The organism is Streptomyces sp. P6-2-1 (genome assembly GCF_050613165.1).
Lineage (GTDB): Bacteria > Actinomycetota > Actinomycetes > Streptomycetales > Streptomycetaceae > Streptomyces.
This window is the reverse complement of sequence record NZ_CP192513.1, coordinates 1,999,952-2,015,736: the sequence shown is the minus strand read 5'-3', so window position 1 is coordinate 2,015,736 and position 15,785 is coordinate 1,999,952. Positions and strand designations below refer to the sequence as shown.

Annotated in this window: 9 protein-coding genes; all 9 read left to right on the top strand. The window is 72.7% G+C overall.

Going from position 1 to position 15,785, the window contains the following annotated elements:
- Positions 1-146 precede the first annotated feature (146 nt).
- The 9 genes from mrdA to obgE all read left to right on the top strand — a co-directional run bounded on the left by mrdA (position 147) and on the right by obgE (position 15,677).
- Positions 147-2,381: a penicillin-binding protein 2 gene (mrdA, locus tag ACQYWQ_RS08810; RefSeq protein WP_431033548.1), complete on the top strand. Its 2,235-nt coding sequence runs from the start codon at positions 147-149 to the stop codon at positions 2,379-2,381.
- Positions 2,381-3,577 carry a rod shape-determining protein RodA gene (gene rodA, locus ACQYWQ_RS08805; protein ID WP_431033546.1) on the top strand — a complete coding sequence of 399 codons (1,197 nt, stop codon included), beginning with the start codon at positions 2,381-2,383 and terminating at the stop codon, positions 3,575-3,577. The genes mrdA and rodA overlap by 1 nt, the downstream gene beginning before the upstream one ends.
- Before the next feature lie 98 nt (positions 3,578-3,675).
- The gene (locus ACQYWQ_RS08800) at positions 3,676-5,295 is read left to right on the top strand and encodes a CHAD domain-containing protein (protein ID WP_431033544.1); all 1,620 of its coding nucleotides are present in this window, start codon (positions 3,676-3,678) and stop codon (positions 5,293-5,295) included.
- A 263-nt stretch (positions 5,296-5,558) separates the two neighbouring features.
- Positions 5,559-7,496 carry a TIGR03960 family B12-binding radical SAM protein gene (locus tag ACQYWQ_RS08795; protein ID WP_431039116.1) on the top strand — a complete coding sequence of 646 codons (1,938 nt, stop codon included), beginning with the start codon at positions 5,559-5,561 and terminating at the stop codon, positions 7,494-7,496.
- A gap of 135 nt (positions 7,497-7,631) precedes the next feature.
- Positions 7,632-8,546: a TIGR03936 family radical SAM-associated protein gene (locus ACQYWQ_RS08790; protein ID WP_431033542.1), complete on the top strand. Its 915-nt coding sequence runs from the start codon at positions 7,632-7,634 to the stop codon at positions 8,544-8,546.
- A 361-nt stretch (positions 8,547-8,907) separates the two neighbouring features.
- On the top strand, positions 8,908-13,050 hold the full coding sequence (locus tag ACQYWQ_RS08785; RefSeq protein WP_431033540.1) for an Rne/Rng family ribonuclease: 4,143 nt from the start codon (positions 8,908-8,910) through the stop codon (positions 13,048-13,050).
- Between the two features lie 396 nt (positions 13,051-13,446).
- Positions 13,447-13,767 (top strand): 50S ribosomal protein L21, encoded by a 321-nt coding sequence (gene rplU, locus ACQYWQ_RS08780; RefSeq protein ID WP_401572665.1) that lies wholly within the window; start codon positions 13,447-13,449, stop codon positions 13,765-13,767.
- A gap of 14 nt (positions 13,768-13,781) precedes the next feature.
- A complete protein-coding gene (gene rpmA / locus ACQYWQ_RS08775) occupies positions 13,782-14,036 on the top strand; it encodes a 50S ribosomal protein L27 (RefSeq protein ID WP_007827117.1) in 255 nt (84 codons plus the stop codon).
- A 195-nt stretch (positions 14,037-14,231) separates the two neighbouring features.
- A complete protein-coding gene (gene obgE / locus ACQYWQ_RS08770; RefSeq protein WP_431033537.1) occupies positions 14,232-15,677 on the top strand; it encodes a GTPase ObgE in 1,446 nt (481 codons plus the stop codon).
- Positions 15,678-15,785: the final 108 nt, after the last annotated feature.

The following is a 15,785-nucleotide window of genomic DNA, read 5'->3' as shown; positions in this document are numbered from 1 at the left end:
GCGAACGCCCGTACGTCCGCGAACGCCCGTACGTCCGCGAACGCCCCTACGTCCGTGACCGCCCGTACCGCCGCGGCGACCCCTGCCGCCGCCTCCGCCCTCCCGCCCGTCCTCCGTACATTCCGCCCCTGAGGGGGAGGCGTCGCATGTCGAACATTCCAGAGACCGGGCGTACCCCGCGGGTGCGCATCCGGCTCGTCATTCTCCAGATCCTGGTGATGTCGCTGCTGCTCACGCTCGGCGGGCGGCTGTGGTACCTCCAGATCCGCAACGGCGACGAGTACAAGGCGGAGGCCACGGGGAACCACGTGCAGCAGGTCGTCGACCCCGCCGTGCGCGGCGCGATCCTCGACGCGCGCGGTGTCCCGCTCGCCGACAACGAGACCCGCCTCGTCGTCTCGGCATCCCGTACCGAGCTGATGAAGACGCGGGACGACGGGAAGACCATCCTCACCAAGCTCGCGGGCGTCCTCGGCATGAAGCCGAAGGAGGTCATGGACAAGGTGCGGCTGTGCGACGCGAAGACCCCGCAGCCCTGCTGGAACGGTTCCCCGTACCAGCCCATCCCGATCACCGACGAGGCGAGCCCCAAGCAGGCCCTCCAGATCAGGGAGCGCTCCGAGGACTTCCCCGGCATCACGGCGGAGCCCACCGCCGTCCGCCGCTACACCGCGCCGGGCGGGGCGCAGACCTCGCAGGTGCTCGGGTACCTCTCGCCCGTCACGGACGAGGAGATCAAGTCGGCCGAGAAGACCGACTCGCCCTACCTGCGCTCCGACATGGTCGGCCGCAACGGCCTGGAGCGGCAGTACGACAAGCAGCTGCGCGGCAAGGCGGGCGTGACCCGCTACGAGGTGGACAACCTCGGCCGGGTCATCGGCAAGGCCGAGTCCGACCGCGCGGAGCCCGGCGCGAACGTCGTCACGAGCATAGACGCGCGGGTGCAGGCCATCGCCGAGTACGAGCTGAACGAGGCGATGAAGGCGGCGCGCAAGGAGTACGACAAGAACACGCACCGCAACTACAAGGCCGACTCGGGCGCCGTCGCCGTCCTGGAGGCGAAGACGGGCCGCGTCGTCGCGATGGCCTCACTGCCCGACTACGACCCCAACGCCTGGGTCGGCGGCATCAGCGCCAAGGACTACACCAAGCTCACCAGCAAGAAGTCGAACTACCCGCTGCTCAACCGGGCCATCCAGGGACAGGCGGCGCCGGGCTCGATCTTCAAGGTCGTCTCCACGACCGCCTCGGTGCGCGCCGGGTACCCCTTCAACGGGCACTACGACTGCTCCAGCTCGTACTCCATCGGCAACCAGGTCTTCCAGAACTTCGAGTCCGAGAACTACGGGCCCATCAGCCTCGGCCGTGCCCTGGAGGTCTCCTGCGACACCGTCTTCTACGGCATCGCGCACAACGAGTGGAAGAAGGACGGCGGCACCAAGCCGAAGAAGAACCCCAACGACTGGTTCTACAAGACCGCCCACCAGTTCGGCCTCGGCAAGGAGACCGGCATCGACCTGCCCAACGAGGTCAGCGGCCGCGTTCCCGACCGCAAGTGGAAGCAGGACTACTGGAAGGCCAACAAGGCCGCCTGGTGCAAGTCCGGCAAGAAGAGCGGCGACTACGCCGAGCGCATCGCGTACGAGAACTGCCGCGAGGGCAACCAGATGCGCGCCGGTGACAGCGTCAACTACTCGATCGGCCAGGGCGACACCCTCGTCACACCGATCCAGATGGCGAGCATCTACGCCGCGATCTCCAACGGCGGCACGCTCCACGAGCCGAGCATCGGCAAGGCCGTCGTGAGCGCGGACGGCAAGCACGTCGAGGAGATCAAGCCGAAGGTCAACGCCAAGCTCCCGATCGACGCCAAGCTCCACAAGGAGATCGACGGAGCCCTCGCGGGCGTCGCCACGCAGGGCACCGCCGCCTGGCGCTTCCAGGGCTGGCCGCAGAAGGACATCCCCATGCACGCCAAGACCGGCACCGCCGAGGTCTACGGCAAGCAGACGACCTCGTGGTTCGCGACGTACACCAAGGACTACGCGATCGTCATGACGATCTCCCAGGGCGGCACGGGCTCAGGGGCCTCGGGGCCCGCCGTGCGCAAGATCTACGACGCGCTCTACGGCGTGGACAGCTCCGGGCGGATCAACAAGAAGAAGGCGCTGCTCTCCCAGCCGGAGAAGGCGCTGCCGAAGATCGAGAAGGACGGGTCGATCGACTCGCCCACGCTCAAGAAGAAGTTCGCGCCCTACACGCTGGAGGCCCCGCCCTCCACGGCGCCGCTCCTCCCGCAGGACGGCGGCGGGACGCAGGACGGCGGCGGCGTCGCGAACGCGGGCACCCCCGTCACGACGACCACAGGGAGGCGCGACTGATGGCCGCGGGACCTTCGCTCACCGTCGCGGGTTACGGCCCCGAGCGCTCCTCCTGGACCCGGCTGCTGGCCAAGGGCTCCCTCGCCCGGCGGCTCGACTGGCCGATGCTCCTGAGCGCGCTCGCCCTCTCGGTGCTCAGCTGCGCGCTCGTCTACTCGGCGACGCGCGGGCGCACCGAACTCGTCGGCGACGACCCGTACGCGTTCCTCGTCAAGCACGTGATCAACATCGGTATCGGGCTCGGCCTCATGATCGGCACGGTGTGGCTCGGGCACCGCACGCTGCGCACCGCCGTGCCGATCCTCTACGGGCTCTCCGTCTTCCTCGTGCTCCTCGTGCTCACGCCGCTCGGCGTGACCGTCAACGGGGCGCACGCCTGGCTCATGATCGCGGGCTTCTCGCTCCAGCCCGCCGAGTTCGTCAAGATCACGATCATCCTGGGCATGGCGATGCTCCTCGCCGCGCGCGTCGACGCGGGCGACCGGGACCACCCCGATCACAAGACGGTGCTCCAGTCGCTCGGTCTGGCCGTGCTTCCGGTCATCATCGTGCTGCTCATGCCCGACCTCGGCTCGGTCATGGTCATGGTGATGATCGTGCTCGGTGTGCTGCTCTCCTCGGGCGCCTCCAACCGCTGGGTGCTCGGCCTCATCGGGGCGGGCACGGCGGGCGCCGTGGCGATCTGGCAGCTCGGCATCCTGGACGAGTACCAGATCAACCGCTTCGCCGCCTTCGCCAACCCGAACCTCGACCCGGCGGGCGTCGGCTACAACACCAACCAGGCGCGCATCGCGATCGGCTCGGGCGGCCTCACGGGGACCGGGCTCTTCCACGGCACCCAGACGACCGGGCAGTTCGTGCCCGAGCAGCAGACCGACTTCGTCTTCACCGTCGCGGGCGAGGAACTCGGCTTCGCGGGGGCCGGGCTCATCATCGTGCTGCTCGGCATCGTCCTGTGGCGCGCCTGCCGCATCGCGCGCGACACGACCGAGCTGTACGGGACGATCGTCGCGGGCGGCATCATCGCCTGGTTCGCCTTCCAGGCCTTCGAGAACATCGGCATGACCCTCGGCATCATGCCGGTCGCCGGGCTGCCGCTGCCGTTCGTCAGTTACGGGGGCACGTCGATGTTCGCCGTGTGGATCGCGGTCGGGCTGCTCCAGTCGATCAAGGTGCAGAAGCCGCTGTCGGCCTGAGCCGCCAGGACGGCCCGCTCGTGGCCTGATCCGTACGGTGGCCGGTTTCCGGTGACGCGGGCCCGTTCGGGCCCGCGTTTTCCGGTTACGTTCCTTGTATGGCGACCGCGACGCACGAGACGGAACGCAAGTACGCCCTCGACGCCCTCGATCCCGATACACCGCTCCCCGACCTCGACGGCGTGCCGGGAGTGGACGGCGGGAGAACAGTGAACGGCGTTCAGAATCTTGATGCCGTCTACTACGACACCGCCGACCTGCGCCTCGCGAGCAGCCGCGCGACCCTGCGCCGCCGCACGGGCGGCGAGGACGCGGGCTGGCACCTCAAGCTCCCCGTGCGCGGGGACACGCGCGAGGAACTGCGGCTGCCGCTGGATTCCGCCGGGGCCGCCGGGGCGGGAACGCCCGGCGGGGACGGCGCGGGCGCGGTGCCGGAGGAGTTCGTACGGGTGCTGGCCGCGCGGACCAGGGGCGCGGCGCTCGTCCCCGTCGTACGGCTGCGCACCCGGCGTACGACGCGCTTGCTGCGCGACGCCGATGGCCGCGCGCTCGTGGAGATCGCGGACGACGCGGTACACGCGGAGCGGCTCGACGCGCAGGGGAGCGCGGCGGGAAGCACGCAGAGGAGTAGGAGTACGGCGGGAAGCACGCAGAGGAGTACGGAGGGGAGTACGGCGAGGACGCGGGCGGCGTGGCGGGAGGCGGAGGCGGAACTCACGGGGGCGGGGACGCCCGCGGTGCTCGACGGCGTGGAACGGCGGCTGCGCGCCGCGGGCATCCGCCGGGCCACCGGCCCTTCCAAGCTCGTCCGCGCCCTCACCGAGACCGGCACCCCGCCGCCCCCGCTCGCCCCCGGCGCGGACAGGGACACGGCAGGGGGCCACCTCCTGCGCTACCTCAGCGCCCAGTACCTCGCCTTCCTCGACCGCGAGGCCGCGGTGCGCCGCGACCGTCCCGACGCCGTGCACAAGGCGCGCGTCGCCCTGCGCCGTACGCGCGGCGCGCTGCGCAGCCACCGCGCGCTCCTCGACCGGGCCCGCGTGGACGCGCTGCGGGCCGAACTCAGGTGGCTCGCGGGCGAACTCGGCGCCGACCGCGACCGCGAGGTCCTGGAGGAACGCCTGCGCGGGCTCCTCGCCGACGTCGAGGCACCGCTGCTGCTCGGCCCTGCCGAGGCGCGGCTCACCACGTGGGCGGTCCGCGCGGGCGAAGCGAGCCGCGCCGCGGCGCTCGCCGCGCTGGACAGCCCCCGCACGCGCGCCCTCATCGACGAGTGGGCAGCGCTGCTCGCCGCACCGCCCCTGACGCCCGCCGCGGCGAAGCCGGCGCCGCACCACTTCCGCAAGGCGGTCGGGAAGGAACACCGCAGGGCCGACAAGCTCCTCGCGCGGGCGCTCGCGCTCCCTCACGGCACCGCGCGCGACGAGGCGCTGCACGAGGCGCGCAAGAAGACGAAGCGCTGGCGGTACGCGGCGGAGTCGGCCAAGCCGGTGCTCGGCAAGCCCGCGCGCCGCCTCACGCGCGAGGCCAAGGCCCTGGCCTCGCTCCTCGGCGACCACCACGACGGCGTCGTCGCCCGCGCCGAACTCCTGCGCTTCGCCGCGCGCGCCGAGGCGGCGGGCGAGCCGGGGTTCACGTGGGGGCTGCTGTACGGGAGGGAGGAGGGGCGGGCGCGCGCGTACGAGGGGGAGGTGGCGAGGCTGAGGGGTGAGGGGTGAGGGGTGAGGGGTGAAGAGGTCGCGGGGTGAGGGGGCGCGAGGCGAAGGGGCGCGGGGTGAGGGGGGTCTCAGGGTTTTCCCCTAAGGGTCGGGTGGGCCCCCGACGGGCCCAACGGGTGGGGTGGTGGGGCGGTTCCCGGGGGTGTCCACCCGTAAGAGTGAGCCGCCGCTCGGGCGCGGTGGTGCGGCCGGGGCGGTTACGCTGAGAGTTCGTGATCCCTCACCGGATCGTGCCCAGCTCCCGACGTCACAAGGTCAGCGAGATGCCCGTCGAGTCCGCACCCTCGGTCTTCCCCCAGCTCGAAGCCCTGCTTCCGCACGTGCAGAAGCCCATCCAGTACGTCGGCGGTGAGCTGAACTCCACGGTGAAGCCGTGGGAGGAGTGCGATGTGCGCTGGGCGCTCATGTACCCCGACGCGTACGAGGTGGGGCTGCCCAACCAGGGCGTCATGATTCTCTACGAGGTCCTCAACGAGCGCGAAGGCGTCCTCGCCGAGCGCACGTACAGCGTGTGGCCCGACCTGGAGAAGCTCATGCGGGAGCACGAGGTCCCGCAGTTCACCGTCGACAGCCACCGCCCCGTCGGCGCCTTCGACCTCTTCGGCCTCAGCTTCTCGACCGAGCTGGGCTACACCAACATGCTCGCCGCGCTCGACCTCGCGGGCATCCCGCTGGAGGCCGCGGACCGCACCGAGGCGCACCCGCTCGTCGTCGCCGGCGGCCACGCCGCCTTCAACCCCGAGCCCGTCGCGGACTTCATCGACTGCGCCGTCATCGGCGACGGCGAGCAGGCCGTCTTGGAGATCACCGACGTCGTACGGGCCTGGAAGGCCGAGGGCATGCCCGGCGGCCGCGACGAGGTGCTGCTGCGCCTCGCGAAGACCGGCGGCGTCTACGTACCGCGCTTCTACGACGTCGAGTACCTCCCCGACGGCCGCATCGCCCGTACCGTCCCCAACCGCTCCGGCGTGCCGTGGCGTGTCTCCAAGCACACCGTCATGGACCTCGACGAGTGGCCCTACCCGAAGCAGCCGCTCGTTCCGCTCGCCGAGACCGTCCACGAGCGCATGTCCGTCGAGATCTTCCGCGGCTGCACGCGCGGCTGCCGCTTCTGCCAGGCCGGGATGATCACCCGCCCCGTGCGCGAGCGCTCCATCACCGGCATCGGGGACATGGTCGAGAAGGGCCTGCGCGCGACCGGCTTCGAGGAGGTCGGCCTCCTCTCGCTCTCCTCCGCCGACCACTCCGAGATCGGCGACGTCGCCAAGGGCCTCGCCGACCGCTACGAGGACGAGAAGATCGGCCTCTCGCTCCCCTCGACCCGCGTGGACGCCTTCAACGTCGACCTCGCCAACGAGCTGACCCGCAACGGGCGCCGCTCGGGCCTCACCTTCGCCCCCGAGGGCGGCAGCGAGCGAATGCGCAAGGTCATCAACAAGATGGTCAGCGAGGAGGACCTGATCCGCACGGTCTCCACCGCCTACGGCAACGGCTGGCGGCAGGTGAAGCTCTACTTCATGTGCGGGCTCCCCACCGAGACCGATGAGGACGTCCTCCAGATCGCCGACATGGCGACCCGCGTCATCGCCGAGGGCCGCGCGGCATCGGGGCGCAACGACATCCGCGCGACCGTCTCCATCGGCGGCTTCGTGCCCAAGCCCCACACCCCCTTCCAGTGGGCCCCGCAGCTCTCGCCCGAGGACACCGACGCGCGCCTCGCGAAGCTCCGCGACAAGATCCGCGGCGACAAGAAGTACGGGCGCTCGATCGGCTTCCGCTACCACGACGGCAAGCCCGGCATCGTCGAGGGCCTTCTCTCGCGCGGCGACCGCCGCGTGGGCGCGGTCATCCGTGCCGTGTACGAGGACGGCGGGCGCTTCGACGGCTGGCGCGAGTACTTCTCGTACGACCGCTGGATGGCCTGCGCCGAGAAGACCCTGCCCGCCTTCGGCGTCGACGTGGACTGGTACACGACGCGCGAGCGCTCCTACGAGGAGGTCCTGCCCTGGGACCACCTGGACTCGGGGCTCGACAAGGACTGGCTGTGGGAGGACTGGCAGGACGCCCTCGACGAGACCGAGGTCGAGGACTGCCGCTGGACCCCGTGCTTCGACTGCGGCGTGTGCCCCTCGATGCAGACCGAGATCCAGATCGGCCCGACGGGCCGCAAGCTGCTGCCGTTGTCGGTGGCGGGGCAGTAGCCCGGCCCTTGCCGGGGCGGGCCTCGCGGGACTCCGCCCCGGGCCGGGCCCCGCTCCTCGAACTCCCCCACCTTCGGCCGGGGGGACCCCAGAGGGGCGGGAACACGGTGCGGCTGGAACCTGCCGCGTTCCCGCATGGACGACCATGCGGGAACCCTCGCCCGCCGCTGCACGTACTCTAGAGACAAGGACGACCACACTCCCGAAGGACTGACTCCCCTGGGCAAGCGACAGCCCGAAGGCCCCCCTCCGGCGCCGGTCACGCAGCGCATCCGGCTGCGGTACACCAAGCGCGGGCGCCTCCGGTTCACCAGTCACCGCGATTTCCAGCGCGCCTTCGAGCGCGCGCTGCGTCGCGCCGAGGTACCGATGGCCTACTCCGCGGGCTTCACACCGCACCCGCGAGTGTCGTACGCCAATGCCGCACCCACCGGCACCGGCAGCGAGGCCGAGTACCTGGAGATCGGCCTCGCCGCGTCCCGCGACCCGGAACGCCTGCGCCAACTGCTCGACGAGTCGCTGCCCACCGGGCTCGACATCGTCGACGCGGTCGAGGCCCGTACCCCGCACCTCACCGAGCGCCTCCAGGCCAGCGTGTGGGACCTGCGGCTCGACCAGGTCGCCCCCGAGACGGCCGCGCTCGCCGCCGAGAAGTTCATGGCGCGGAGCACGGTCGAGGTGGAGCGCCTGACGAAGAACGGCGTCCGCACCTTCGACGCCCGCGCCGCCGTCGTCCGTCTCGGCCTCGCGGAACAGCGGGCCGACGAGCCGACGGAGCGCCCCTGTGCGATACTGCGCCTGGTTGTACGGCACCTGACACCCGCCGTGCGTCCTGACGACGTCCTGTCCGGCCTCCGAGCCGTGGCCGAACTGGCGCCGCCGGTCCCCGCAGCGGTGACCAGGCTGGCGCAGGGGCCGCTCGATGAGGAGTCCGGCACGGTCACCGACCCGCTCGCGCCCGACCGCGAGGCGGCACCGCCAGCCACGGCAGCCACCGTGAGCGCCGGCTCCGCCACCGCGACGACGCCCGCCGAGGAAGGCACCGCGTAGGGAGTGTCCCGCCCACCCCGGCGGGCCCGCAGCACCTGGCACGGCACTGCCCCAGCCCCTGGCTGGGAGGAGCCTCCACACCTGCGGGCCGCACCCAGGGAGGGGCGGGAAACCTCCTGACCGGTCGTCGCACCGCACCGCCCTCGTACCCGGAATCCACCGGGCCCGGGCGGGGCACCCGACCACAAGACTTTCGCCAGGCCGCCGCACCCGCGGCCGGAACCGGCGAGACAGACACGAACAAGCTCCTGAGCGGCGCCCGCGCCCTCCGGTCCGGCGGCCCCCGCGCATCCTGCGCGAGCCGCCCGTGCCACCGGTAAACGGCGCGGCGCCCGGGAGCACGACGGGAGACACCCCCGCAATGCTTGAGCCGAAGGAACCCGGCACTTCCGGGAACACCGACGACACCCCCTCCTCGCCCGGCGACACGCTGCCGCCGCGCCGCAGGCGCCGCGCCGCCTCGCGCCCCGCGGGCCCGCCCGCCGGGCAGAGCGCCCCCGAGGCCGCCGAGCAGGCCGCTCCGGCCATACCGGCGAAGGCGCAGGAGACGGAGACCACCACCCGTACGAGCGAAGCCGAGGCCGAGCCCACCGCGCCGCGCCGCCGCCGGGCCACCCGCCGCGCCTCCGCGCCCGCCGGGGCGCCGCAGAGCGCCGCGCAGGCCGAGGAGACACCGGGCGCGCCCGAGCCCGCCGAGGTCGCGGCGGCCGTCGCGAGCCCGGCCGACGAGGCCGCCGAGCCGGCCGCGCCGCGCCGCCGCCGCGCCACCCGCCGCGCCTCCGCCCCTGCCGGGGCCCCGCAGGCCGCGAGCGCCGACGAGGAGCAGCCGGCCGCCGCGCGGGCGGAGAAGCCCGCCCGGTCCGAGAAGGCCGCCCAGGCCGAGAAGCCCGCGCGCGCCGAGAAGGCCGCACCGGCCGCGAAGGACGCGCCCGCCGCCTCCTCCGCCGATGCCGACGAGGACGACGGCGACGTGCGCCGCCGCGCGCGGCGCAAGCCCGCCCGCAGCCGTGCCACCTTCACCGAGCCGCAGATCCAGCCGCGCCAGTCCGCGAAGAGCGGCGCGAAGGGCGAGCAGCGCGCCGAGGAGACCCGCGGCGGCCGCAAGCCCGCCGTGCCCGTCTTCCGCGCCCCGGTCTTCACGGAGCCGACCTTCCAGTTCCAGACCCCCGAGCGCGCCGCCGCCGAGGCCGCCGCCTCCGGCGACGAGGAGGACAGCGCCCCCGCGGCGGCCGCGCCCGCCTCCGCCCCCGCCCGCTCCGACGAGGGCGGCGAGTCCGGGCGGCGCAAGCGGCGCCGCCGCGAGGAGCGCGAGCAGCCCCGTACCGCCGAGGCGCCCGCGCCCCGGGCCGAGGCCGCCCCCGAGCCCGAGCCCGCCGATGACGCCGCCGAGTCCGCGGAATCCGCGGCCTCCGCGGAGGAGAACGAGCGCCAGTACGGCGACGAGAGCGAGCGGCCCTCGCGCCGCCGCCGCCGAGGCGGCCGTCGCCGCAGGCGCGGCGAGAGCGCCGAGCAGGACCAGCGCGAGGACCGCGAGGACGAGGAGGAGGGCGAGGAGCCCGAGTCCGAGGAGGCCGCTGCCCCCGCCGCCGCGCAGGCTCCCGCCGAGAAGAGCGCCGAGAAGAGCGCCGAGAAGAGCGCGGACAAGAGCGCCGACGAGGAGCGCGAGGAGCCCGCAGGTTCCGCCGCCCGGGACGAGGACGAGGGCTCGGGGTCCTCCTCCAGCCGTCGCCGTCGTCGTCGCCGCCGTCGCGCGTCCGACGCCTCGGGCGAGGCCGAGGCGACGCCCGCCGCCGACGACCCCGAGCGCACCGTGGTCAAGATCCGCGAGCCGAAGGAACGGCGCAAGGAGAGCGACCACAGCGACGAGGTGCAGTCCATCAAGGGCTCCACGCGACTGGAGGCGAAGAAGCAGCGCCGCCGCGAGGGCCGCGAGCAGGGCCGCCGCCGGGTGCCGATCATCACCGAGGCCGAGTTCCTCGCGCGCCGCGAGGCCGTCGAGCGGGTCATGGTCGTCCGCGAGCAGGGCGAGCGCACCCAGATCGGCGTCCTGGAGGACGACGTCCTCGTCGAGCACTACGTCAACAAGGCCGAGTCGACCTCCTACGTCGGCAACGTCTACCTCGGCAAGGTGCAGAACGTGCTGCCCTCGATGGAGGCCGCGTTCATCGACATCGGCAAGGGCCGCAACGCGGTCCTCTACGCCGGTGAGGTCAACTTCGAGGCGCTCGGCTACCACGGCCCGCGCCGCATCGAGACCGCGCTCAAGTCGGGTCAGTCCGTCCTCGTGCAGGTCACCAAGGACCCGATCGGCCACAAGGGCGCCCGCCTCACCAGCCAGGTCTCGCTGCCCGGGCGCTACCTGGTCTACGTGCCCGAGGGCTCGATGACCGGCATCAGCCGCAAGCTCCCCGACACCGAGCGCGCGCGCCTGAAGACCATCCTCAAGAAGATCGTCCCCGAGGACGCGGGCGTCATCGTGCGCACGGCCGCCGAGGGCGCGAGCGAGGACGAGCTGCGGCGCGACGTCGAGCGGCTCCAGTCGCAGTGGGAGGACATCAGGAAGAAGGCGAAGACGGGCAACGCGCCGACGCTGCTCTACGGCGAGCCCGACATGACCGTCCGGGTCGTCCGCGACATCTTCAACGAGGACTTCACGAAGGTCGTCGTGAGCGGCGACCGGGCCTGGGAGACCATCCACGGCTACGTCTCGCACGTCGCCCCCGACCTCGTCGGGCGCCTGTCGCGGTGGACGTCCGAGGTCGACGTCTTCGCCACGTACCGCATCGACGAGCAGCTCGCCAAGGCGCTCGACCGCAAGGTGTGGCTGCCCTCCGGCGGCTCCCTCGTGATCGACAAGACCGAGGCGATGATCGTCGTCGACGTCAACACGGGGAAGTTCACGGGGCAGGGCGGCAACCTCGAAGAGACCGTCACCAGGAACAACCTGGAGGCGGCCGAGGAGATCGTGCGCCAGCTGCGGCTGCGCGACCTCGGCGGGATCGTCGTCATCGACTTCATCGACATGGTCCTGGAGTCCAACCGCGACCTCGTCCTGCGGCGCCTCCTGGAGTGCCTGGGCCGTGACCGCACCAAGCACCAGGTCGCCGAGGTCACCTCGCTCGGCCTCGTGCAGATGACCCGCAAGCGCGTCGGGCAGGGGCTCCTGGAGTCCTTCTCCGAGACCTGCGTCCACTGCAACGGGCGCGGCGTCATCGTCCACCTCGACCAGGCCACGACCCAGGGCGGCGGCGGTGGCGGCAAGCGCAAGAAGAAGGGCAAGGGCGGCGAGCACGCCGAGCACGACCACGTCGAGCACGAGCTGACGTACGAGTACGTGAGCGCCGAGCGGGCCGAGGAGGCGAAGGCCCAGGAAGAGCCGGCCACCGAGGTCGTCACCGGGCCCGCCGCGCTCCCCGAGCCCGTCTTCACGCCCGACGAGGACCTGTACAGCAGCGCCGCCGAGGCCGAGGCGGCGGCCGCCGGGTACGGCGGTCGCCGGGAGCGCAGCCGCCGCCGTGCCTCGCGACGGGCCTCCGCGCCCGCCGGGGCGCCGCGCGGCTCGCGTGTCACCGACACGGACACCGTCGGGGCCTACGACCCCGAGGAGCTGAAGTCCGACGAGGCCGACGCCCCCGCCGAGGTCGCCGCCCCCGCCGAGGTCGCCGCGCCGGCCCCCGACGCGGTCGCCGATGCCGCCGTGGAGCCGCTGGCCGACGCGGTCGTCGAGCCGGTCGTCGAGCCCGAGGCCGTCGAGGTCGTGACGGCGGCGACGCTGCCCGCTTCGGCCGTCGCCGACACCGTCCCCGCCGAGGAGGCCCCCCGGGGCCGCGGGCGGCGCAGGGCGACGCGCAAGGCGAGTGCTCCGGCGGGTTCGCCGAAGGCCGCCGAGCCGGTCGAGGTCGTCGTGCCCGTCGCCGAGGTCTCCGCGCCCGAGCCCGTCGCCGAGATCGCCGCCGAGCCCGAGCCGGCCGAGGTGGTCCCCGAGGCGGCGCCCCCGGCGCGGGCCAGGCGCAGGGTCGTCCGCGAGGTGGCCGCACCGGCGACCTCGGCGGCGGACGAGGGTGCGGTGCTCGTGGTCCCCGCGGCCGAGGCACCGCAGACCCCTGCGGAGGCTCCCGCCGAGGAGGCCGCGCCCGCGAAGAAGGCGGTCAGGAAGACGGCGGCGAAGAAGACGACCGCTGCCAAGAAGACGACCGCCGCCGCCAAGAAGGCCCCGGCCAAGAAGGCCGCGACCAAGAAGGCGACCGCTAAGAAGGCCGCCGAGGCTCCCGCGGAGGTCCCCGAGGCCACCGAGGCCCCGGCTGCCGTCGAGGCTCCCGCCGAGGAGGCCGCGCCCGCGAAGAAGGCGGTCAGGAAGACGGCGGCGAAGAAGACGACCGCTGCCAAGAAGACGACCGCCGCCGCCAAGAAGGCCCCGGCCAAGAAGACGGCCGCCAAGAAGGCGCCCGCGAAGAAGACGACGGCGCGGAAGGCGGCGGAGTCCTCGGAGGGGGCCGAGTCCTGAGCGGACGGCTGTGAGAGGCCGCCCCCGCCCCGCCGGGGCGGGGGCGGCCTCTTCCGTGGGGCACCGTGGAGTGGGAGCGGCCCGTGGAGTACGGGGCGGACGGCGCCTTCCCCGGGGCGCCGCGCCTTCCCTCGGGCGGGCAGGAGCCTGCCAGGAGTCGGTCAGGGCCTGCCAGGGGCCGGTTTGACCCCCTGTGCGGGGGCCCCGTAGTCTTGGCCCTTGGCGTCTCTGGCGCCACCTTCTGAGCACCCCACCTCCGGGCGGGCGGCGTCCTCGCCGTCATGAGCCCCGGGGAGGCCGCTCATCCCTCCTTCGGTGGACCGGGGTTCCCCCCTGTCTCCGGCGGGCGGCTGGCATCAGGAGGTCCCGTTTTCGAGCACAGAGAGTGAGATCCGCGTGTACGCCATCGTGCGCAGCGGTGGTCGCCAGCACAAGGTTGCTGTCGGCGACATCGTTGAGGTTGACAAGATTTCCACTGCCAAGGTGGGCGACACGGTCGAGCTCTCGACCCTGCTGCTCGTCGACGGCGAGGCCGTCACCAGCGACCCGTGGGTGCTGGCCGGTATCAAGGTCGTGGCCGAGGTCGTCGACCACCACAAGGGCCAGAAGATCGACATTCTGCGCTACAAGAACAAGACCGGCTACCGCCGTCGTCAGGGCCACCGCCAGCAGTACACGGCGGTCAAGGTCACTGAGATCCCCACGGCTGCGAAGTAAGGGACTGAGGAGACATGGCACACAAGAAGGGCGCGTCGTCCACCCGGAACGGCCGCGATTCCAATGCTCAGCGGCTCGGCGTGAAGCGCTTCGGCGGTCAGGTCGTCAACGCCGGTGAGATCATCGTCCGCCAGCGCGGCACCCACTTCCACCCGGGCGCCGGTGTCGGCCGCGGCAAGGACGACACCCTCTTCGCGCTCGACGCGGGTGCGGTCCAGTTCGGCACGAGCCGTGGCCGCAACGTCGTGAACATCGTCCCGGTCGCCTGATCAGTCACTACCTGATCAGTCGCATCGGCGGCGCGTGACCTCACGCGTGGTTTTTCGCGAGGGCGGACTCCCTCCCACCGACAGCACCGGCGGGAAGTGAGTCCGCCTTTCGCGCGTTACGCACCTTTGGCGCGCGATCCCGCACCCTTGACACAACTCGTAGCACTTTTCACCCGCAGTACTGGAGGCACACCCATGACCACCTTCGTGGACCGCGTCGAACTGCACGTCGCCGCGGGTAACGGAGGCCACGGCTGCGCCTCCGTGCACCGGGAGAAGTTCAAGCCGCTCGGCGGCCCGGACGGCGGCAACGGCGGTCGCGGCGGCGACGTCATCCTCGTCGTGGAGCAGTCCGTGACGACGCTCCTCGACTACCACCACAGCCCGCACCGCAAGGCCACCAACGGCAAGCCGGGCGAGGGCGGCAACCGCTCGGGCAAGGACGGCCAGGACCTCGTACTCCCCGTCCCCGACGGCACCGTCGTGCTCGACAGGGCGGGCAATGTCCTCGCCGACCTCGTCGGGCAGGGCACGAGCTTCGTCGCCGCCTCGGGCGGCCGCGGCGGCCTCGGCAACGCGGCGCTCTCCTCGGCCCGCCGCAAGGCGCCCGGCTTCGCGCTGCTCGGCGAGCCCGGCGACGCCGAGGACCTCCTCCTGGAGCTGAAGACCGTCGCGGACGTCGCGCTCGTCGGCTACCCGAGCGCGGGCAAGTCCTCGCTCATCTCGGTGCTCTCGGCCGCGCGCCCGAAGATCGCCGACTACCCCTTCACGACGCTCGTCCCCAACCTCGGCGTCGTCACGGCGGGCGAGACGGTCTACACCGTCGCCGACGTGCCCGGGCTCATCCCCGGCGCGAGCCAGGGCAAGGGCCTCGGCCTGGAGTTCCTGCGGCACGTCGAGCGCTGCTCCGTGCTCGTGCACGTACTCGACACGGCGACGCTCGAATCGGACCGCGACCCGGTCTCCGACCTCGACGTCATCGAGGAGGAGCTTCAGCAGTACGGGGGCCTCAACAAGCGGCCCCGCATCGTCGTCCTCAACAAGATCGACGTGCCCGACGGCAAGGACCTCGCCGAGATGGTCCGCCCCGACCTGGAGGCGCGCGGCTACCAGGTCTTCGAGGTCTCGGCCGTCGCGCACACCGGACTGCGCGAGCTGAGCTTCGCGCTCGGTGACCTCGTCGCGCGCTACCGCGCGTCGAAGCCGAAGGAGGAGGCGACGCGTGTCGTCATCCGCCCGAAGGCCGTCGACGACGCCGGGTTCACGGTGACCCTGGAGGACAACGGCATCTACCGCGTACGGGGCGAGAAGCCCGAGCGCTGGGTGCGGCAGACCGACTTCAACAACGACGAGGCCGTCGGCTACCTCGCGGACAGGCTCAACCGGCTCGGCGTCGAGGAAGCGCTCATGAAGGCCGGGGCGCGCGCCGGTGACGGCGTCGCGATCGGGCCCGAGGAGAACGCCGTCGTGTTCGACTGGGAGCCGACGATGCTCGCCGGCGCCGAGATGCTCGGCCGCCGCGGCGAGGACCACCGGCTCGACCCGCTGCGGCCCGCGGTGCAGCGGCGCAGGGACCGGCAGGCCGAGCGCGACGAGGCGCAGCAGCAGTTCGACGGCTTCGACCCCTTCGGGGAACTCTGAGCCACGGCGCGGCCGTGTGAGGCCCGCGCCCCCGGGCGCGGCCTCCGGGCCCGCACCCGGGGGCCGGACCGGCGGGGCCCCGTACACCGGAGGGTGCGCGCGGGCCCC

Bases quoted from the DNA above. Each gene is read 5' to 3' on its own strand.
- ACQYWQ_RS08800 (WP_431033544.1), top strand. From the start codon at position 3,676: ATGGCGACCGCGACGCACGAGACGGAACGCAAGTACGCCCTCGACGCC.
- mrdA (WP_431033548.1), top strand. From the start codon at position 147: ATGTCGAACATTCCAGAGACCGGGCGTACCCCGCGGGTGCGCATCCGG.
- rodA (WP_431033546.1), top strand. From the start codon at position 2,381: ATGGCCGCGGGACCTTCGCTCACCGTCGCGGGTTACGGCCCCGAGCGC.
- ACQYWQ_RS08785 (WP_431033540.1), top strand. From the start codon at position 8,908: ATGCTTGAGCCGAAGGAACCCGGCACTTCCGGGAACACCGACGACACC.
- ACQYWQ_RS08795 (WP_431039116.1), top strand. From the start codon at position 5,559: ATGCCCGTCGAGTCCGCACCCTCGGTCTTCCCCCAGCTCGAAGCCCTG.
- rpmA (WP_007827117.1), top strand. From the start codon at position 13,782: ATGGCACACAAGAAGGGCGCGTCGTCCACCCGGAACGGCCGCGATTCC.
- ACQYWQ_RS08790 (WP_431033542.1), top strand. From the start codon at position 7,632: ATGGACGACCATGCGGGAACCCTCGCCCGCCGCTGCACGTACTCTAGA.
- obgE (WP_431033537.1), top strand. From the start codon at position 14,232: ATGACCACCTTCGTGGACCGCGTCGAACTGCACGTCGCCGCGGGTAAC.